At 69.6% G+C, this 19,361-nt stretch carries 15 protein-coding genes; 4 read left to right on the top strand and 11 right to left on the bottom strand.

The genetic code is table 11. The annotated features are described in order from the left end of the window. Positions 1-68: 68 nt before the first annotated feature. From AB0I79_RS40480 to AB0I79_RS40465, 4 genes are all read right to left on the bottom strand, one after another. Positions 69-6,719, bottom strand: a complete 6,651-nt coding sequence (locus AB0I79_RS40480) for a DNRLRE domain-containing protein (protein WP_357885106.1) — start codon at positions 6,717-6,719, stop codon at positions 69-71. A gap of 516 nt (positions 6,720-7,235) precedes the next feature. Beyond that, complete coding sequence (locus tag AB0I79_RS40475; RefSeq protein WP_357885104.1) at positions 7,236-8,351, bottom strand: chlorophyllase; 1,116 nt, start codon at positions 8,349-8,351, stop codon at positions 7,236-7,238. Between the two features lie 293 nt (positions 8,352-8,644). Further along, positions 8,645-9,664, bottom strand: a complete 1,020-nt coding sequence (locus tag AB0I79_RS40470) for an alcohol dehydrogenase catalytic domain-containing protein (RefSeq protein WP_357885102.1) — start codon at positions 9,662-9,664, stop codon at positions 8,645-8,647. A gap of 197 nt (positions 9,665-9,861) precedes the next feature. After that, entirely contained in the window at positions 9,862-12,615 is a 2,754-nt protein-coding gene (locus tag AB0I79_RS40465; RefSeq protein ID WP_357885100.1) for a LuxR C-terminal-related transcriptional regulator, read from the bottom strand. Between the two features lie 24 nt (positions 12,616-12,639). On the opposite strand from AB0I79_RS40465, the gene AB0I79_RS40460 reads away from it, so the two are divergent. Beyond that, positions 12,640-13,536, top strand: coding sequence for an aldehyde dehydrogenase family protein (locus tag AB0I79_RS40460; RefSeq protein ID WP_357885200.1), 897 nt, complete (start codon positions 12,640-12,642; stop codon positions 13,534-13,536). A gap of 58 nt (positions 13,537-13,594) precedes the next feature. On the opposite strand, the gene AB0I79_RS40455 is transcribed toward AB0I79_RS40460, so the two are convergent. After that, positions 13,595-14,146, bottom strand: a complete 552-nt coding sequence (locus AB0I79_RS40455; protein WP_357885098.1) for a TetR/AcrR family transcriptional regulator — start codon at positions 14,144-14,146, stop codon at positions 13,595-13,597. A 99-nt stretch (positions 14,147-14,245) separates the two neighbouring features. Between AB0I79_RS40455 and AB0I79_RS40450 the strand changes: the two genes are divergently transcribed. Further along, positions 14,246-14,986, top strand: a complete 741-nt coding sequence (locus tag AB0I79_RS40450; RefSeq protein WP_357885096.1) for an SDR family oxidoreductase — start codon at positions 14,246-14,248, stop codon at positions 14,984-14,986. A 340-nt stretch (positions 14,987-15,326) separates the two neighbouring features. Here the strand turns inward: AB0I79_RS40450 and AB0I79_RS40445 are convergent, their stop codons facing one another. Further along, complete coding sequence (locus AB0I79_RS40445) at positions 15,327-15,674, bottom strand: SAM-dependent methyltransferase (RefSeq protein ID WP_357885094.1); 348 nt, start codon at positions 15,672-15,674, stop codon at positions 15,327-15,329. On the opposite strand from AB0I79_RS40445, the gene AB0I79_RS40440 reads away from it, so the two are divergent. After that, positions 15,583-16,368, top strand: coding sequence for a LuxR C-terminal-related transcriptional regulator (locus AB0I79_RS40440; protein ID WP_357885092.1), 786 nt, complete (start codon positions 15,583-15,585; stop codon positions 16,366-16,368). The two genes, AB0I79_RS40445 and AB0I79_RS40440, sit on opposite strands and share 92 nt — an antisense overlap. A 10-nt stretch (positions 16,369-16,378) precedes the next feature. Here the strand turns inward: AB0I79_RS40440 and AB0I79_RS40435 are convergent, their stop codons facing one another. The 4 genes from AB0I79_RS40435 to AB0I79_RS40420 all read right to left on the bottom strand — a co-directional run bounded on the left by AB0I79_RS40435 (position 16,379) and on the right by AB0I79_RS40420 (position 18,199). Next, positions 16,379-16,537, bottom strand: coding sequence for a hypothetical protein (locus tag AB0I79_RS40435; protein WP_357885198.1), 159 nt, complete (start codon positions 16,535-16,537; stop codon positions 16,379-16,381). A 239-nt stretch (positions 16,538-16,776) separates the two neighbouring features. After that, a complete protein-coding gene (locus AB0I79_RS40430) occupies positions 16,777-17,181 on the bottom strand; it encodes a DUF4440 domain-containing protein (RefSeq protein WP_357885090.1) in 405 nt (134 codons plus the stop codon). 11 nt (positions 17,182-17,192) lie between these two features. After that, positions 17,193-17,510, bottom strand: a complete 318-nt coding sequence (locus tag AB0I79_RS40425; protein ID WP_357885088.1) for a zinc-binding dehydrogenase — start codon at positions 17,508-17,510, stop codon at positions 17,193-17,195. Further along, positions 17,501-18,199, bottom strand: a complete 699-nt coding sequence (locus AB0I79_RS40420) for an alcohol dehydrogenase catalytic domain-containing protein (protein ID WP_357885196.1) — start codon at positions 18,197-18,199, stop codon at positions 17,501-17,503. Before AB0I79_RS40420 ends, AB0I79_RS40425 begins: the two co-directional genes overlap by 10 nt. Before the next feature lie 185 nt (positions 18,200-18,384). Here AB0I79_RS40420 and AB0I79_RS40415 point away from each other — a divergent pair, with 185 nt between their 5' ends. Then, a complete protein-coding gene (locus AB0I79_RS40415; RefSeq protein ID WP_357885086.1) occupies positions 18,385-18,990 on the top strand; it encodes a helix-turn-helix domain-containing protein in 606 nt (201 codons plus the stop codon). An 80-nt stretch (positions 18,991-19,070) separates the two neighbouring features. Here AB0I79_RS40415 and AB0I79_RS40410 read toward each other — a convergent pair whose 3' ends face one another. Continuing rightward, entirely contained in the window at positions 19,071-19,250 is a 180-nt protein-coding gene (locus tag AB0I79_RS40410; RefSeq protein ID WP_357885084.1) for a hypothetical protein, read from the bottom strand. Between the last annotated feature and the right edge of the window lie 111 nt (positions 19,251-19,361).

Raw genomic sequence — 19,361 nt, 5'->3', positions numbered from 1 at the left:
AGGCAAAGGGCCAAGGAGTGAATCATAGCACTCCTTGGCCCTCGTGGAAACGCCGCGCCTAGTCCGGTCTAGGGTGTGATGAGCACCCAGAATTTGTTACCTTCCCCGACCCGGTACTGGGTGTAGAACGAGCCTGCCCTGCTTCCCTGCAGGCTGTTCTGGGCTCCGTTGACGGCGCGCACGGAGTAGTGTCCGTTGGCATTCGCTGCGCCTTGCACGGTTGCCGCGAACGGGTATTCATCGCAATGCAGTCCACCACCCATAGGCAGTTTGTCCGCCCTGAAGGGCTTCGGATACTTCTCTTGCATGTAGTACTTGCAGTAGTTGATGTTACGTGCATGAGTGCTGTTGTCGGGAGGAATAAGCCATTGCATGGCATCCGGCGTCCCTAGATCCATGAACATGGGAATGGAGGAGAACGCCTTTCTGTTTATACCGTTTTGAACCCCTGGTTTTCCGAGAGTCAGTGGATTACCTGCGAAGGTATCTCTCGGGGCGGCCCAGTTTCCGGGTATGAGCTTGTTCTGCTCGTTGCCGAGAATCTTTCGAGTGGGCGGGTACGACGGAGTGTGTCCACCGGGCCTCAGCGGTGGGAAGGTACCGGAATTGCTGGGATTAAGTGCATCCTCGATATGCTCGATGACTTCGATGAAGTCCTTGTCTCCGGTCTTGGACATCACTAGTACGCGCTTCGCCCGGGTGTTGATGCATCCGCCGAAACGATCTTCGATCTCCGGATCCTTGGCGCCGAAGAGTATCCGGTCGCATCGGAAGTTAGGCTTCCATTTGAAGCTGTCGCTGGGTTCGTCGCTGCCGTGGCGCAGCACCCCCCTCGTTTTGGCGTCGCTTGTTTTCTGGACCTTCTGACTCCAGAGGGGGAGTGTCAGCAGCACGCCGTCGGCGGAAATGAAAAGATATGGTAAATAGCTGCAGATCACCGTGCGCTGGGTCGATGCCCGGACGAGAAACAGCTCGTCAGACTTCGCGTGCCAGTCCGAGATGTCCTTGGACCTGCGGCCGTCGTCGATCTCGCAACTACCCTCACCGCCGCTCCAGGTGCCGGTCAGGATTTGAGGGCTCATGTTGAAGCCCCGCAGTTTGTTCGACGCCACTTTGACACGCCCGCCGACGCCGTCGACGACTGCGAGCTCATCGATGCGTAGAAACATCTTCATATCGGTGGGCTTGAGGCCGCTTCCTGCACCGCCCACCACCGCATTGCCTGTCGGGTCGCCCAGGTAGCTGTGGATGACCCAGGTGGCTCGAAAGCGGAGGACGTCATCGTCGTCGAACGGCTCTGTCAGCTCGTCCGCAAGCTCCTTGATAAGGAGTTTGATGATTGCGCTCTTGAGGTTCGACTTCAGCATCTTGCGGACGCCGTCGGAGTCGTTCTCTTCGTAGTCCTGAACATAGAGGTAGGAAGACCAGCACGAGGCGTAGGGAAGCTCGCGGATACGGGCGTCGTACTCCGCATAGCCGGTCTCCCCGGGGCTGACCTGACACTTCTCCAAGCTGAGGTGCTCGTAGTCGAAGTTTCCCGTCTGCGTTACGGCCGAGGCTGATCCGGCTTCTTTCTGCACCGCAGGCGCTCCTGCGGGTGGCGGGGCCGTGGCCGATGCGTACAGGCTGGTGACATCGTCGGCGCTGAAGGGCCGCTGGTAGATGCGGACGTCATCAAGATCGCCCCTCATCTTGCTGCCCAGCGACATGGCGGTGTCCGCGTTCCAGGCCGGGAAGCTGACGGATGCGGTCTTGATGACGGTGCCGTTGAGGTACAGGGAAACGGTCCCGGTCGCCACGTCGTACACACCAGTCAGGTGGAACCACTCGTTGACCGGTGGCTCAACGCCGGACAGCACACCCTCGACCGGCGCGTCGGCGGTGTCGGCGCCGGCGAAGGTGAAGACCAGTCCGTGGTCGGCTGTGTTACCGAGGCGGAAGGGCGCCCGATGGGTGCCCCTCTGTTCGACGATGGCGTAGTCGCCCTCCTTGTCGTTCCACCGCAACCAGGCCGCGATGGTGAAGCTCTGATCGGTGCGGATCACCGGTCCCGCGGTCTGCGCCAGTGGCTCCTCGCCGGGCTGGGTGAGGTCGACGGTGACCTGCTGCCAGTCCGACCAGGTCGAGGGGGCTTGCTCGCTGACGGCGCGCAGGCGCCAGCGCACCTTCCACCCATCGGTCAGCTTTCCGTCAGGAACGGTGAGGCCGGTCTGGGTGCCGGAAGCGACGTCGTCCACGGAACCGGCCCAGATCTGGCCGGTGCCCTGGCCATCGGGTGCGGCCGGGTCGTGCTCGATCTCGGCCTCGGCGCGCAAGGCCTGGCCGGTCGGGTGGGTGAGGGTGGCCTGCAGCGTCGGGGTGAGCCTGGTGGTCACCGTGACGCCGTCCACCACCTTCGACGGGGTGATGGCCAAGCTGGTGGCGGTGGGCTTGGGCAGGCTGACGGTGAAGATCTGCCAGTCTGACCAGGCCGAGGCGGCGGTGTCTGAGACGGCGCGGGCCCGCCAGCGTACCTTCCACTCGTCGGCCAGCTTGTCCGCCGGAACCGTGATGGTCGCCTGGGCGCCGGCCGGCACGCCGTCGACGCCGCCGGTCCAGATCTGGCCGGCGCCCTGATCGGCGGGTGCAGCAGGGTCGTGCTCGATCTCGGCCTCGGCCCGTAGTGGCTTGCCGGCCGGATCGGTGACCTGCGCCAGCAGCGATGGGGTGCGCGTGGGGGTGACGGTGGCGCCGTCCACCTGCTCCGACGGGGTGACCTGCAGGGCGCCGACGGCCGGTTCGGAGACCGGGTCCGGTACGTCGATGGTCAGGTTCTGCCAGTCCGACCACGGCGAGCTCACCGTGTTGACGGCCCGGACGCGCCAGCGCACCTTCCACCCATCGGCCAGTTTGCCGCCGGGGACGGTGGCCGAGGCTTGGGTGCCGGAGGCGACGTTGTCCACGGCGCCGGTCCAGATCTGGCCGGTGCCCTGTCCGGTGGCGGCCGGGTCGTGCTCGAGCTCGTACTCGGCGCGCAGCGGTTGCGCGGTCGGGCCGGTGACCGTGGCGTGCAGGGCCGGGGTCAGGCTGGTGGCCACGGTGGCACCGTCGATCATCTGGGAGGGGGTGACCTGGAGGGCGTCGACGGTCGGGTTGGGCACGTCGACGGTGGCGCTCTGCCAGTCCGTCCACGCCGAGGCGGTGCTCGACGAGACTGCGCGGGCCCGCCAGCGGATCTTCCAGCCGTCGGTCAGCTTCCCGGCGGGAACGCTGACGGCGGCCTGGCCGCCGGAGATGACCGCCGGTGAGTCGCCGGTCCAGATCTGGCCGGTGCCCTGTCCGGTGGCGGCCGGGTCGTGCTCGAGCTCGAACTGGCCGGTCAGGTTGCCGCCTGCGGTGTCGGCGACGGTCGCGGCCAGTTGCGGGGTGAGCGAGGTGGTCACGGTGACGCCGTCCACCGTCTGCGCCGGGGCGATGGCCGGGTCGGAGACGACCGGCTGGGAGACGGGCCCGCTGGTGGTGACGGTCAGCGTGGGCGGGTAGCCGTCGGTGTCGAGGTATTCGGAGGAGTTGAACATCCGGTAGTTCTCGACGTTCGTCTCACCGGGCGACTTGAGCACCAGGCCATGGTTCGCGGCGCCGGCGGCCCAGTCCTGGGCGATGCCGGTGACGTTCCACTCCATGCTGTCCGGCCAGACCTCGCAGTCCAGGTTGACGCCCTTGAAGTTGGTGGAGGCGTCCTCCGTGGTGAAGGCCGGCTTGGTGTCCCAGTACAGGTTCTCCGGGTCCCAGCCGCCGGTCAGCCGGGCGACCTGGATGCCACGTGCGAGCGCCGGGCCGCAGTTGTGGGCATCGAAGCTGTTCAGCGACAGGGTGGCGTCGGTGACCGTGCTGCCCGGCAGGCCGGTGGTGTCGAACCGCAGGTGAGTGCGGTACTTTGATCCGTCCGACATGGTGCCGGCCATCAGGTAGTCCAGGCTGGGGTCGGCGGGGTAGTCGATCTCGTAGGTGGTGACGTCCACGTCGGCGGCCAGCGGCAGCGCGACCGCGGCGGTCACCCGTACCGGATAGGTGGTGGCGGCGTCGGCCAGGAACTTCTGGTCCGGCTTGACCACCAGCTCCGTGCGGCCGTCCCTAGTGACCACATCCGCGCCTGTCTTACCGCGCTTGACCGACGCGGGCCGGTCCTTGACGCCACCGTCCGACACGACCGGCGGGGTCCCGGCGGCGACGAGCTTGTTGTCCTTGCCCTTCAGCAGCAGCCGGCCGCCCTTGCCCTCCGACAAGGTCAGCCCCTCGTCTTCGACGGCGATCCGCAGCTCCACCTGCTTGGCGGGCCGCTGCCGCAGCACCACCTCATGACGGAACCCGGCCGGCAACGCTGTCACCACCAGGTCCGCGCCCACGCCGGCGGCGTCGGTGTAGGTGGCCACAGCGCCCTTGACGGTCGGCTTCGGCAGCGGCGTCGGCCAGCGCAGCGCGTACGACTTCCCGTCGGCGGACATCTTCGCGTACGGGTCCTTTCCACCGGCGGAGATCTCCACCACCGCACCGTCGGCCATGGCCTTGGGCCGCAGCTTGCCATCCTGCTCGGCCAGCGTGGTGTCGATCGGGACCCAGCCGCCGCCCTGCCTGGTCCGCACCGGACCGGCCGTGACCTCGATCTTGAACGTCTTCCCGTCCGGCTGGGCGTAGGTGATGCTGGTCGCGGTCGTCTCATCGGCGACCTCGATCGCCTTGCCCTGCTTGACTGCCGCCTGCACCGCGGCGCTCCGCGCCTGCGACGGCAGGTTGGAGATCGCGTGACCGTCCTTGCCGGTGATCCACGCCGCCGTGTCGTTCAGGCCGGCGTCGTAACCGTTACCTGAGGAGTCGGCAGCCGTGCGGCCGTTCCCCTCGTCGAACGTCCAGTGACCCGCGGCCTGTTTCAAAGTGGTGAAGGACCAGGTGTAGGGCCTCATCACATTTTCCCACGAGTCGATCGCCTCCGACACGTCGACGGTGTACGTCGTGCCTGGGCGGAGCGGCTGCGAAGGAGTGAAGGTAACTATCCGTCCGGTACTGTCCGAACCGACGGTGCCCTCGACCTCACTCCCCTGCGAACTCTTCACCGAGATCTTCGTTCCGTCGACGTCCTCACTGAATGTCACCCGGACCGGGGAGCCCAGAGGGACGTCCGTCGCCTCATGGATCGGCTCTGTCGCCAGTACCCGTGGAGCTGAGGTGTCCTCGCTGTCTGAATTCCCAGTGTCGTCGCTGTCGCCTGGGTACGGCAAAGGGGGAGGGAGTTTGTCGGTGGTGATGAGGGAGCCCTCACCGTCCCGATGCACGTCCATCGCGGCCACTTGCTCGTCGGTCATCGCCACCGAGTCGATGACCTCGGGCACGTGAACCGACTTGGTGAGTGCCTCCTCGTACTCAGGGATCGTGGTGAGCGGTTCGCGGGAGGTGATGACCACCGTTTCGCGTCGTGGCGGCGCCGGCGGCTCGAAGTCCACGCTGAGCCTGGGCGCGTGTGCCGGGTACGGGTAGGTGGACTCCCGGGTGCGGTAGCGACGCCAGTTCGTGATGTCGGATTCGTTGCCCGCGGTGAGCTGGAAGCCGTAGTTCGGCTCGCCGTTGGCCCATTCCTGCACGATGCCGTTGACCGAGTGGATGAGATCCCACTCGTAGTCGTACGAGCCGGAGCAGCTGGCGCTGTTGTAGCCGCCGTACTCGGTGTCGGCGCCCGCGCTGGTGACCGACGGCTGGTTGGACCAGGTCATCTCCAGCTCGTCCCAGTCGGAGATGACGCGCCGGGCGGTGATGCCTGACCCGACGTACAGTCCGCAGTCGTTGGACAGGTGGTTCCACAGCGTCAGGTCCGCGTTCTGGATCGTCGAGCCCCAGAACGGGTCGCTCTTGGCGGGCAGCGGGAACTGGATGTAGCTGCGCCAGCGCACGCTGCCGCTGTTGGACTTGCCGACCAGGATCCGGTCAAGGTTGAAGTTGGACCAGCTGTCGGGGTAGTCCGCGTTGTTGACGAAGGTGTCCATCGGCTCGCCGTCGTACGGCGCGCTCACCCCGCCGGGGCAGTACGTGCTGGACGGCGTGTCGATCTCGCACTCGTACCAGTCGTCGTCGACGGCGGCCATGGTCACCGGGTACGTCGTCGCCGGGTCGGCGAGGAAGGCCGGGTCCGGGCGGTACACCAGGTCCGAGCCGTCCAGTGCGACGGCCGCCCTGCCGACCTTGGCGGTCTCCAGGTCGCCGCTGGGGTCGGCGGCGACCGCGTCCAGCAGTGGTGCCGGGCGGATGTCGAGGAACGTCTTGCCGTCCTCGGTCTTCAGCGCCGGCTGTCCCTTGTCGCTCTTGCCCAGGGACAGACCTTTGGGCGGTTGCATGGGGATGCGGAAGGACACCGGCCCGATCGGGCGCTGCCGGATGACGATCTGCTGGCGGAACCCGGTCGGGGTGGCGGTGACGACCAGGTCGGTGTCCTTGCCGTACGCCGAGACGTAGGTGGCGGTGTTGCCCTTGAGGGCCGGCTTGGGCAGCTTGGCGGAGGCTTCGACGCGGGCGGTGGCCTTGGCGTTCTTGGTTGTGATCGCCGTGGTGTCGCCGCCTGCCGACAGCGTCAGGTCACCCTTGATCGCCTTGGGTTTGATGGCGCCGCCGGTTTCGACGAGCGTGGTGTCGATCGGGGTGAAGCCGTTGCCGTCGGCGTTCTTGACCCGGATCGGCTCCAGGTTCAGCTCCATGCGGAGTGTCTTGCCGTCGGGGTTGGCGTAGTAGGTGGTGGTTTCGGAGTGCAGGGACTCGATCTCGACGCGCCGGTTTTCCTTCTTGGCCTGCGCCAGCGCCTTGCCGGTGGGTGTGGCGGGGGTGCTCGGCTGCGTCGTGGGAGGGGGAGCGGGAGTGGTGGGGGGTGGCGTGGGGCCTTGGGCGACCGCGGGTGCGCTCATGAGGGAGAGCGGCATGGTCAGGGCCGCGATCAGGGCCGCGCGGCGGCGCGTCCGGCTGGATAAGCCGGACGGCGTTCGTGATGGGTTCACTCGAGCCTTTCGAACAGTTGTGGCAAAACGGAGTGATCATCACATGCGTTGTGATCTTCTGTAAAGATCCTTATGGGTAACGGAAGAACTCGGCTCCGAGATACTGGACCTGCAGCCCGAAGGGTGTCGCGTGGTGACTGGTCGAGTGCCCCAGGCAAAAGGTCGAGGTCGCGCTCGCGGGCTGGCCGGGGCGCGCTACTGCCGGCCGCCCGCTCCTGTGGCCTACTTGGATTCGACAGAGCCGATATCGAGCGCCGCGACCGCGTGCTGCCAGGCCGGGTCGGCCGGGTAGAGCTGCGAACGCAGATACGCCCAGACCATGGCGCGGAGCACGGCGACCCGCGCCGGGTTCTCGTCGGAGGTCTCCGCCGCGTCATAGCCGGAGATGCCGCCGAGGATGTGCTCCGCGCCGTGCATCATCAGCAACGTCTTGGGGCCGGGGGCCAACGTGTACGCGTCCCAGCGGTAGCTGAGCCGGTCGGAGAACATCGGGTTGAGGTCCCTGTCCCCCGCGACCACCAGCGCTGGCGCGGTCATCGTGCTGAAATCGGTGTACTTGTTGACCGGGTAACGGTCGAGCATCTCCTGGTTGGTGTGCTCGTCGGCGACACCGGGCGCGGCGAGGATGACACCGGCCTTGATCCGGGCGTCGGGCAGATGCACGCGGCTGCCGTCGGTCGGGTCGGCGGTCCGCATACCGAGCAGCATCGCGGCGGTGTGCCCGCCCAGCGAAAACCCGACGACCGCCACCCGCCTGCGGTCGAGGCGAGTGCGCCCCGACGAACCGCGGCCAGCCATGAATGTCGACCGTCCCAGGCCGGGAACGGCGGCCTCGATCTCGTCGAGGTGATCGAGGATGAAGCTCATGTCCTGAGCACGGGTCTTCCAGAACAGTGGCGCCTCGGGGTGGTCGCTCTCGCGCAGCCCCAACACGGTGGAGTCGAGGTGGGTGGGCTGGATGACCACGAAACCGTGCGCGGTCCAGAAGTCGACGAGCGGGCCGCAGCCGCGCAGCGACGACAGGAAGTTCGAGGCGCCGTGACCGTGCGACATCAGGATGATCGGCAGGTTCCCGCCGACCGCGGGGACGTTGACCTTGATCTCCAACGGCACCGGGCGGCCCGGCACCTCGAACGCGATCGGGCCGAAGGTGAGGACCTGGTTCGGCTCGCTGACCGGGATGTTGCCCGCATCGGCGTACGAGGTCGGGGTGACCATTCCGCGCCCGTGCGGGCCCGTGGGGCTCGCCTGCGAGGGCTCGGCGACGGCGCTCGCCGCGATCGCCGCGGTGCCGATCAGGGCCGCCCGCCGGGTGAACGCCCCATTCCTTGGCGTCAAACATTCCTCTGTGCATGGCGCTGTGTCGCACATAAACGATCTCCCTCACAACTAAGCGGATCGGCTAACCGAACGCATTGGCCACATTGGCGGTGGTAACGGCGAGGTGCCCGGCACAGACCAGGGCCCCGTGGTGAGGCCGATCGCTGTAGCCCCGGTGACGAGAGCGACAGGCATCAGCTGCTCCTTCTTTGAGGTCGTGATCGAGCGATGCTGCGCTCGTTGCGGGCCGCTTGCATCGCGGACCCCAGGCAGACTTCCGATTACGGCTGCTGTTCGCCACCGGCTCCCGGTCAGAACGTGACGACGGCCTTGAAACGCACCTCGCCGGCCGCGGCCCTCTGGTAGGCGTCGTTGACGCGCTCGAGGGGGAACAGCTCGACCATCGGCTTGACCTGGCCGCGCGCCACGATGTCGAGAGCTTCGGCGAGGTACTCCAGACCGTTGTGGGCCGAGCCGATGATCTGGTGGCTGTGCGTGGTGAGTGGCAGTGCCGGCAGGATCATCTCGTCCTCGGCCAGGCCCATCAGCACGAGCTTGCCCCATGGCCGCAGGCCGGTCATCGCGTCGATGGCGGCGGCGTGCGAGCTGCTGGTGTGCAGCAGGACGTCGGCGCCGCCGATCTCCTTGAGCGCCGCACCGTCGGTGACGACGTCCGCGGCGCCGAGCTCGCGGGCGAGCGCGTGCTTGCCGGGGCTGCGGGTCACCGCGATGACGTGGTAGCCGGCGGCCTTGGCGAACTGGATCGCAAAGTGGCCGATGCCGCCGACGCCGACGACGGCGACGCGGGCCCCCGGCCTGGCACCGGCCCGGCGGATTCCGGCCCAGGTCGTGTAGCCGGCGCACACGGTGGGCGCGGCGTCCTCGTAGGAGATCCCGTCCGGGAGCAGGACCGTCCCCCCGACGTCGGCGACGGCGTACTCGGCCAGGGCGCCGTCGACGTTGACGCCGGTCAGCGTCGGGTTCGCGCAGTTGCCGGCGGTGACGAAGCTGTTGGGGTGCTCCTCGCGGCAGAAGTCGCAGGCACCGCAGCGCTTCTGCATCATCGGCAGCCCGACACGGTCGCCGACCTTGCGCTCGGTGACGCCCGCGCCCAGCGCCACCACCTCGCCGACGCCCTCGTGCCCCATCAGCAGCGGGAACTCCCGGAACGACAGCACCCCGTGGGCCATCCACAGATCGGTGCCGCAGATCCCGCACGCATGGATCCGCACCAGAACCTCGCCCGGCCCCGGCTCCGGCACGGGCCGCTCCCGCACCTCCCAAGCGGCCTTCACATCAGGGACGATGACGGCCTTCATCTGCTTCGTCATTGGCGAAACTCCTTTTTATCGGTTCAGCGGCGGGCCGGGCGACCATGGCCCGCCCGGCTCGGCTTCTACGGCTGTACGCCCCTCCTGGGATACGCGTTCATGCTCGCCGCCCCGCCACCGCAGTTGCATCGGCGAACATCACCTAGGAACGTCGCCTACATTTCCCAGAACTACGGGCGCACCGTCGTGACCGGCGACTACGCCAGGCGCATGTCCTTGAGCTGGCGGCGTGAGGTGATGTTCAGCTTGCGGAAGATGTTGCGCAGGTGAGCGTCGATGGTGCGCGCGCTGAGGAAGAGCTGTGCGGCGACCTCCTTGGAGGTCGCGCCCGAGGCCACCAGCCTGGCGATGCGCAGCTCCTGGGGGGTGAGCGCGTCGAAGGGCTGGGCGGACCGCTTGCGGGGGTGCTCGCCCATGGCACGCAGCTCACCGGCGGCACGGGACGCGAAGCCGTCCGCGCCGATGTCGGACAGCAGCGTGTGGGCGGTGCGGAGCTGTTCGCGGGCGTCCTGGCGGCGGCCCTCGCGGCGCAGCCACTCGCCGTAGACGAGATGGGCGCGGGCGAGGTGGGGCACCGTCCGGCCGCCGCCAAGCCGCTCGATCGCCTCGCGGTACAGCTCCTCCGCCGCCGGGCCGGTGCTGATCAGCGCTCGTGATCGCGCCGCCAGCCCGAGCGCCCACGGGGCACCGGTGGCGCGTGCCTGAGCGTCGAGCCGCTCCAGCGCCGCAGCCGCAGCCGCAGCCGCAGGCGCGGGCGCGGGTCGGCCGGCGCGGACCGCGGCTTCCACCAGCTCCGGCAAGGCCATGCCGGCGTGCACCATCTCGCCGGACTCCCGGACGCGTTCCGCGGCGGCAAGGGCGGCGTCGTAACGGCCCAGCCCGTTGCTCAGCACGGCCAGCGCGTAGTCGGCGATCGTGAGCGCGGTGCCCTCGCCGCGCCGGGTGGCGTCGTCCACGCTCATGCGGTGCAGCGTGGCGGCCTCGTCCTCGTGGCCGCGCCAGGCCGCGAGCAGCAGCCTGCCGTGGGGGATGGGCGCGGCTCCGGTCGCCCGGGCGATCACGTCGCTCTCGTCGACGAGGTCGGCCACGCGGGCGAGCTCGCCGGTGTGTGTCAGCACCACCGCGGAGAGGTTGAGCGCGAACGGAAGCGTCATCAAGGCGCCGGTCTCCCGGGCGAGCCTCACGTAGCGGTCGGCGAGGGCGCGGATCGTGGTGTCGTCCCACAGCGCCATCGCCGTGTGGCTGGCCAGCCACTCCCACCGTAGCTCGCCGTCTTCGGCGGCCGGGGCCTGGGCCGCGAAGGACTCCACCGCCCGGCGCAGCTTGGGCACGCTCTCGGCATAACCTTGCAGGAAATAGGCCACCAGGCCGTCGAGCAGCAGGTCCAGAGGTCTCGGCGGCGTGGATGGCGCGGGCGCGGCCCCAGCGGCCGCGGCCACTTCGGCGACCCCGTGGCCGCAGGCAAGGGGACCGGCGAGCATCGCCGCTTTGAGCGCGTGCAGGTAGGTCTCCCGGGACAGCGCGGCGTCCAGCGGGCCGAGCAGCTTGGCCGCGTCGAGCAGCATTGCGGGCACGTCGTTGCCGCGGGTCGTGTGGAACATCAGCTGTGCCCGCAGGAGTTCCGCCCGGGCGTGGTGGAGCGCGTCCAGTGGTCCACCAGTGGCGGCGGCGAGCAGGTGCAGGGCGGCGTCGGACGCGCCCGCCTGGTGCTTGGCGCGGGCGGCGTCCAGCGACCTCCGAGCCCGGAGGCCGGGCTCGGAGGTCAGCTCCGCCGACCGCTCCAGGAACGCGGCCGCCGCGGCATGCCCGCCCCGTGCCCGTGCCCGGTCGGCGGAGAGCTGCAGCTCCGCCGCGATCGCGTCGTCGGTGCCGAGCACCGACCGCGACTGATGCCAGGTGCTGCGGTCGGGGTCGGTCCGCGCGTCGGTCACCGCGGCGATCGCGCCGTGCGCCCGGCGGCGGTCGGCCGGTGTGGCCGCCCGGTAGACCGCCGAGCGCGCCAGCGGGTGCGTGAACCGCACCCGGGAGTCGATCGCCAGCAGCCCCGCGGCCTGCGCCGGTTCGGCGTCCTGCGGTCCGAGGCCGAGGTGGTCGGCGGCACGCAGCAACAGCGCGGCGTCGCCGACCGGTTCCGCCGCCGCCACCACCAGTAACAGCTGGGTCGCCGCCGGCAGGGCGGCGGTACGACGCCGGAAGCTCTCCTGGATCCCGTCCGGGACGTTCAGGGCGCCCGGCAGGCCGAAGCCGCCGGCGAGCTCCGTCGGCCCGGCGTACCGGCCCAGCTCCAGCAGCGCCAGCGGGTTACCCCGGGCCTCGGCGAGGATACCGTCGCGGACACCGTCGTCGAGTGGCTCGCGGACTGCCGCGGTCAGCAGGGCCCGGGCGTCGTCGTCGGCCAGGCTCTCGAGGCGTAGCTCGGGCAGGCCGGCGAGCAGCCGCCCGGCGTCACTGCCGGGTGCGGGGTCGCGCAGTCCGAACACAAGCGCCAGCGGCTCGGCGTGCAGCCGCCGCGCCACGAACGCCAGCGTCTGCAGGGAGACCACGTCGAGCCACTGCGCGTCGTCCACCAGGCACAGCAGCGGTCGCTCCCCCGAAACCTCAGCCAGGAGGCTGAGCGTGGCCAGACCCACGAGGAACGGGTCGGGCCGGTCGCCGGTGCGGCGTCCCAGCGCCACTCCGAGGGCGATCTGCTGCGGCTCGGGCAGCGTGTCGAGGCGGTCGAGGAGCGGGGCGCACAGCTGGTGCAGCCCCGCGAACGCGAACTCGATCTCCGCCTCGACTCCCGTGGCGTGCAGCGTCCTGAACCCGGACGCGGCCTCGCGGGCGTGGGCCAGCAACGCCGTCTTGCCGATGCCGGCCTCGCCGCGCACGACCAGGACGCCGCTGCGGGCGTTCCGCGCCTCCGCGACCAGCCGCTCAAGTGCCTCGCGCTCAGTCCGCCGACCCCTCACCCCAGGCAGCGTAATGCGTCATGGCTGACCACGCTCCGCTTCGCGGGGCTGCTGGACCAGCACACCGACCTGCCCGCCGGCGTGGTGAACGTGGTCACCGGCACCGGAAGCGTGGCCGGCGAGGCGCTGGTCCGCCACCCCGGAGTCGCCAAGATCGCCTTCACCGGCTCCACCCGGGTCGGCAGGCACGTCCACGAGGTGGCCAGCGCCGACCTCAAACGGCTCACCCTGGAGCTGGGCGGCAAGTCGCCCGTCGTGGTCTTCGCCGACGCCGACCTGGAGGCCACGTCGCGCGGCGTCGCCGTCGCCCTCCTGGCCGGCAGCGGGCAGGCGTGCGTTGCCGGCACCCGCATCCTCGTTCAGGAGAGCATCCGCGAGGAGTTCACCGAGCGGCTGACGGCGGCCATGGCCGCGTTCAGGGTCGGGGACCCCTTCGACCCGGCGACGATGATGGGGCCGCTCGCCACTCGCCCGCATTTCGAGCGCGTGATGGGCTACTTCGACCTCGCCGCACAGGATGGGGCGCGCACCCGTACCGGCGGCAACCGGTGTGGCGACCGGGGTTTCTTCGTGGCCCCGACCCTCCTGGACGAGGTCACCCCGGACATGCGGGTGGTGCGGGAGGAGATCTTCGGGCCGGTCGGCGCGCTGATGGGCTTCACCGACGCCGACGACGCGATCGTCAAGGCCAACCAGACCGAGTACGGCCTGGCGGCCTCGGTGTGGACGAAGGACCTTAACACCGCCCACCGGGTCGCCGACGGCATCGACGCGGGAACGGTCTGGGTCAACACCCACCACGAGATGACGACGGGGCCCATGCCGTTCGCCGGCTTCAAGCAGTCCGGGATCGGCGGCGAGGGCGGACCCGAGGTGATGGACGCCTTCACCAAGCACAAGGCGATCCTGGTCGCCCTGTGATCACGTACTCCGCTCACCTGATCGGTGGCCTTCCCGGCCCGGCGGCCGGTGAACCTGCTCAGGCGTGATGGCGCAGCCCGTCAAGGACGATGCGCAGGAGGCGGTGGGCGCGGGCGTCCCACTCCGAGGGCTCCAGGCGGGTCAGGTAGCCGATGAGCAGGATGACGTCGCGGGCGTCGATGTCGGGGCGGATGGTGCCCTCGGCTTTGCCCGCGTCGAGGAACGTGGACAGCGTCTCGCCGATCGGGCCGAGGCTGTGCGCGGACAGGTCCTGCCACAGCCCCGCCTCGACGGCCGCGAACACCCCGCGCTTGACCTTCGCGTACTCGGCCACCCGGTCCAGCCAGCGGGCCAGGGCGGGCAGCGGCGCGTGCTCGGCGAGCAGTCCCGGTGCGGCGGCCACGAGGTCGTCCACGTCCTTGCGGTAGACCTCGGCGAGCAGGGCCTCCCGGGTCGGGAAGTGGCGGTAGAGGGTGCCTTGGCCGACGCCGGCCCGTTTCGCGATCTCATTGAGCCTCACCTCGTCCGCGTTCGCGACGACCTCTCGTGCGGCCTGGAGGATCCGTGCGCGGTTCTCGGCGGCGTCGGCTCGGCGGTGGGGTGCGTTCATCGGTCCTCTGCATGACGAGTTCAGCTAAGCGGACAAGTGTCCGGTACGATGAGAGTATCTAAACGGACACGTGTCCATTTTATCGCGGAGGAAATTCTCATGTCAGCCATCAGCGGCAAGGTCGTGGCCATCACCGGAGCGAGCAGCGGAATCGGCGAGGCCACCGCCCGCCTGCTCGCTGAGCGGGGCGCCGCCGTCGTGCTCGGCGCGCGGCGAACGGCGCGGCTCGACGAGATCGCCCAGCAGATCCGCGAGCGCGGCGGGCGCGCCGTCACCCGCGCCGTGGACGTCACCGCCCGCGACGACCTCGAACGACTCGTCGGCCTGGCCGTGACGGAGTTCGGGCGGCTCGACGTGCTCGTGGGCAACGCCGGCATCAGCAAGATCGGCTCCGTGGCCGACCTCGACGTGGCCGGCTGGTCGGCGATGATCGACGTCAACCTGCGCGGCGTGCTGCACGGCATCGCCGCCGCGCTGCCGGTGTTCCGCGCGCAGGGGCAGGGCCACCTCGTGACCACCCTGTCGACGGCCGGCCTGAAGATCACGCCCACGATGGCGGTCTACGCCGCGACCAAGAACGCCGTGCGTACCCTCCTGGAAGGGCTGCGACAGGAGTCGACCGACGGCGTGCTGCGGACGACGGCGGTCTCGCCGGGCTACGTGCGTACGGAACTCGCCGGCTCCATCGACAACCCCGAGCTCCGCGAGGAGATCCAGCGCAACATGGACCGGTACGCCATCGCGCCGGAAGCCGTCGCCCGCGCCGTCGCCTTCGCCATCGAACAGCCGCGTGACGTGGAGATCGGCGAGATCGTCATCCGCCCGACGACCCAGAACTGAGCCGGCCGCCCCGTCCGTCCCGAGGCGAGCCTTGCGCACAACCCGCACAGACCGGTGCGAGGCGCGAGTCCAGCAGGGCCCGCTCGGGCACGGCCGCGGCGTGGTGGAGGTCGCCGAGGCGGCGCGCGACGCTCCCCCGCCGGCCGGACCGCCGAGCCCGGCCGATCTCCTGCTCGACGGGCTGGTGACCAGGTTCACCCGCGGGTACGAGGCGAGCGTGCCGGGCCTGCGGCGGGCACTGCAGGCGTACCGCGACCACCTGGGCACCGACGACGCCAGCCGGCCGGGGGTTGTGGGCGGCCTGCCGAGCCGCGTACATGCTGTGGGACGACGAGGCCCTCTACGAGCTGACCACCCGCTTCATCCGGCTCGCCCGCGACGCCGGGACGCTGTCCACGCTCGCCACAGCGCTCAACTTCCACTCGACCATCCTGGTGCAGATCGGCGACCTGGCCCAGGCCGCCGGCCTGGTCGCCGACGTGGCCGCGATCTCGCAGTCGACCGGACCGTACTGGAACACCTCGCGATCGGTGAAGCTGGTGCCGGGCTCGGGCCGCCACTTCGGCAGCGACACCAGACCGGGCTCCACGAGCTCCATGCCGTCGAAGAAGGCGAGCAGCTCCTCCTCCGTACGGAGGGTGAGCGGGGTCGCGCCGGAGGCGTTCCAGCGGGCGGCGGCCTCGTCCATCGGCGGGCACTTCAGGCTGTGGGCGACCGCCCCGCCGCTGCCGCACGACAGCGTCCTCCGTGCGTATGTCGGCCGGCGGGCCGAAGCGGTGGAGCTGCTCGACGTCATGGTCCAGGAGGCGACCCGGCGAGGCGAGGGCACGGTGGTCACTCTCGCCAACTCCTCGCTGTCCGTTCTGCACAACGGGTTGAGCGACTACCGCGCCGCACTGCTGGCGGCGCTCGGGGTGGAGGCACGCTCACGCGCGCTGACCACCACCGGACCCGCCGCCGAGGACCTGTACCGCGAGGCGATCGATCATCTGTCCAGCTGCCGGTACGCGACCTTTCTCGGCCGCGCCCACCTGCTCTACGGCGAGTGGCTGCGCCGTGAGGGCCGGCGCCAGGACGCCCGGGAACAGCTCCGCGCCGCATACGAGATGTTGTCGGGCATGGGCGTGGCATTCGCCGGCCGCGCGGCCCGCGAGCTGCGGGCCACCGGCGAGCAGCCACGCAAGCGGGCGGCGCAGCCGGCCGATGCCCTGACGCCCCAGGAACTGCGCATCGCGCGGCTCGTGGCCGCCGCCGCGACCTCCAGGGAGGTCGCGGCGCAACTCTTCCTGAGCCCGCGCGCCATCGACGCGCACCTGCGCAACATCTTCGGCAAGCTCGGTATCGCCTCCCGCCGCGAGCTCAGGTCCGTGCGCCTCTCGTAGTCGAGCGGCCCTACTCGAACAGCCGCCGCGGGTTCGCGACGAGAAGCGTGTCCACGTCATCGTCGAACAGCCCGCGCGCCTTCAGCGCCGGCAGGACGTCCTCGCTGATGTGCCGGAAGCGCCAGCGCGGAGCCACTCTTGCGGCGTCCTGCGGCGTGTACCGGTCGATGTAGTAGCTGCTGCCCAGAACCCGAAGACGACGGCACCGGAACGGTCCGCTACGAGATCTACGGGAACGTCATCAAAGGCGCCCGCGACGAGGAGGGCAGGCACGCATACCCCGACGGCAAGCCGCGTGACCTGCCCTGGACCGTCATCCTGCCGGTCGTCCGCGCCATCCGCGTCCTGGAACGGATGGCCACCGGGCCTTGGCTGTTCCCGGCGGAAACCGCCTGGAACCCTCTCGGCTCAGGCCTGCTCGCGGAACCGCGTGCCGTAGGGGTTGTCGATCGCGTAGCGCCAGAAGCCGTCGGCGCCGCGGTGCGCCACGTCGGTCGCGGAGCCCTTCAGGTGCACGTGGGAACCGTCGGGGCCGGTGCCCTCGACCTCCCAGTCGAGGACGAACAGGGCGACGTCCCCCGCCACGTACAAGTGCCGGGCGTTGGCCTTCATCGGCAGGCCGAACGACATGAAGCCCTCCAGGTGCCGCTCGATCTCGGCGGGGTCGGTCACCGGCTCCCCCGAGTTGGTGACGAACACCGCGCCCTCCTCGTAGAGCCCCATCATCGCGCTGACCTCCCCGGTGTTGAAGCGCTCGAGAAGCGAAGCGGTGAGGCCTTCGGGCTCGGTCGGACGTTTGAAAGCGCTGGACATCGGTCTTCCTTTCAGGCGAAGGAGATGACGGTACGGAAGCGGGACTTGCCTGCTGCGGTGTGCCGGTAGGCGTCGGCGGCGTGCTCCTTGTCGAAGACGTCCACCATCGGGGTCACCTTTCCTTCGCCGGCGATGCGCAGCGCCTCGACGAGGTACCGGGTGCCGTTGTGTGCGGAGCCCAGGATCTGGACGCTGTTCATGACCATCTGCATGTTGGTCAGGGAGAGGGCGTCGAACGCGATGCCCATGAGCACCAGGCGTCCTCGGGGCGCCAGCCCCTGCAGGGCGTCGGAGACGGCCTGGTTGGAGCCGTGGGTGTTCAGCAGCACGTCGGCGTGCCTGCTTCGCGCAGCTGGGCGCCGTCGGAGACGACGACGTCGGCGCCGAGTTCGCGGGCCAGCTCCTGCTTGTCGGGTGAGCGGGTGACGGCGATGGTGGTGAAACCGGCGGACTTGGCGTACTGGACGGCCAGGTGACCGAGGCCGCCGATGCCGGAGACGGCGACGCGGTCGCCGGGCTGCGGGCTGGCGCGCCGCAGGCCCGCCCACGCGGTGTAGCCGACGCACATGATGGGCGCGGCGTGCTCGTACGACAGCCCGTCGGGCAGCGGCACCGTGGCCTCGGCGGGGACGGCGACGTAGCCGGCGTGCGTCCCCGGCACGTTCATCCCGGTCAGCACGGGGCTCTCGCAGTTGGCGGCGGTGACGAAGTCGAGCGGCTCGCCCCGCCGGCACCACGCGCACACCCCGCACGCCTTCTGCAGGGTGACGATGCCGACCCGGTCACCGACCTCGCGGGAGCTCACACCGTCACCGACCGCCACCACCTCGCCCGCGCCTTCGTGCCCGAGCGCCATGGGGAAGCCGGCTCCGAAGGAGAGCCTGCCCTGGGTGATCAGGACGTCCGTCCCGCAGATGCCGGAGGCGTGCACTCTCACGAGCACCTGACCTGCCGTTACCTCGGGGACGTCTCGGGTCTCCCAGGCGGTGTCGAGGGCGGGTACGACGACTGTTCGCATCTTCGTCACGGGTGCACTCCAGCCATTTCATAGAACGGAGCTGTTCAATGAAAGTAGGTCCGCGGCGCCGGGCGTGTCAATAGATGCACACGTACGTACTATGAAATTCGGTGTTCGGCGCTGTAACATCGGGTTCCCGCAGGCGGAGGGCCTGCGGGGGAGCGTCAGGAGTTCGGGGCGACCGCATGGCCGAGACGAGGACACCACGCAAATACGAGTTGCGGCGACGCGCCGACGCGATGGAGACGACCCGCCGGCGGATCACCCAGGCGGCCGTCGAACTGCACGGCCGCATCGGGCCTGCCCAAACGACCATCGCGGGCATCGCCGAGCTGGCCGGGGTGCAGCGCCACACGGTCTACCGGCACTTCCCCACGGAGGAGGAGCTGTTCGCCGCCTGCTCCAGCGAATACTGGGGCGACCATCCGTGGCCCGACGTCATGCCCTGGAAAGAGATCGGCTCCCCTTCTGACCGGCTCACCACGGCCCTGACCGCCCTCTACGGCTACTACGAGACCGTCGAGCAGATGCTCACGAACGCGCTGAGGGACGCGGCCACGGTCCCCCTGGTCGAACGGAGCCTGCAACCCTTCACCGGATACCTGGACGACGTGGCCGCCATCCTCATCGACGCCTACGCCCCCCAGGCCACCGAGCCCGTCCTGCTGAAAGCGGCCGTCCACCACGCCGTGGAATTCCCCACCTGGCAATCCCTGATCCACCGCCAGGGCCTTCAACCGGAGGTCGCCGTCACCCTCCTGACCCGCATGATAGAGTCCACGACCCCCTGAGCCCGATGCCGTGAAACCCTGAGCGCGCCCTCGTGGCAGAGCAGAACGGCCCTTCGCGATCCAGCGGGAAGCGGGGAGCGTCACTTCACGTGAACGACCCTCTGGACCAGGCCGAGCTCGCAGGCCCGTACGCCGGCCTGGAAGCGTGATTCGGCACCCAGCGCGTCGGTCACCAGCGATCCGGCGACCCGGAGCATGTCCGGCCACTGCGTGAGCACCTTCTTGGTGTTCACCTTGTTCCGGGCGATCGCCTCCAGCACCCCCTACGCGCTGGTCGTGCCGTCGGGCATGCCGGCCCGCCAGAACCGCTGGTCGCCCAGGTGGGCGAAGCGCGGCGTGTAATTGGCCACCTGGACAGGCCGATGCCCCAC

It is taken from the genome of Nonomuraea sp. NPDC050202 (assembly GCF_040656115.1).
Lineage (GTDB): Bacteria > Actinomycetota > Actinomycetes > Streptosporangiales > Streptosporangiaceae > Nonomuraea.
The sequence above is the reverse complement of the archived record's forward strand: the minus strand, read 5'-3'. Positions and strand labels throughout refer to the sequence as shown.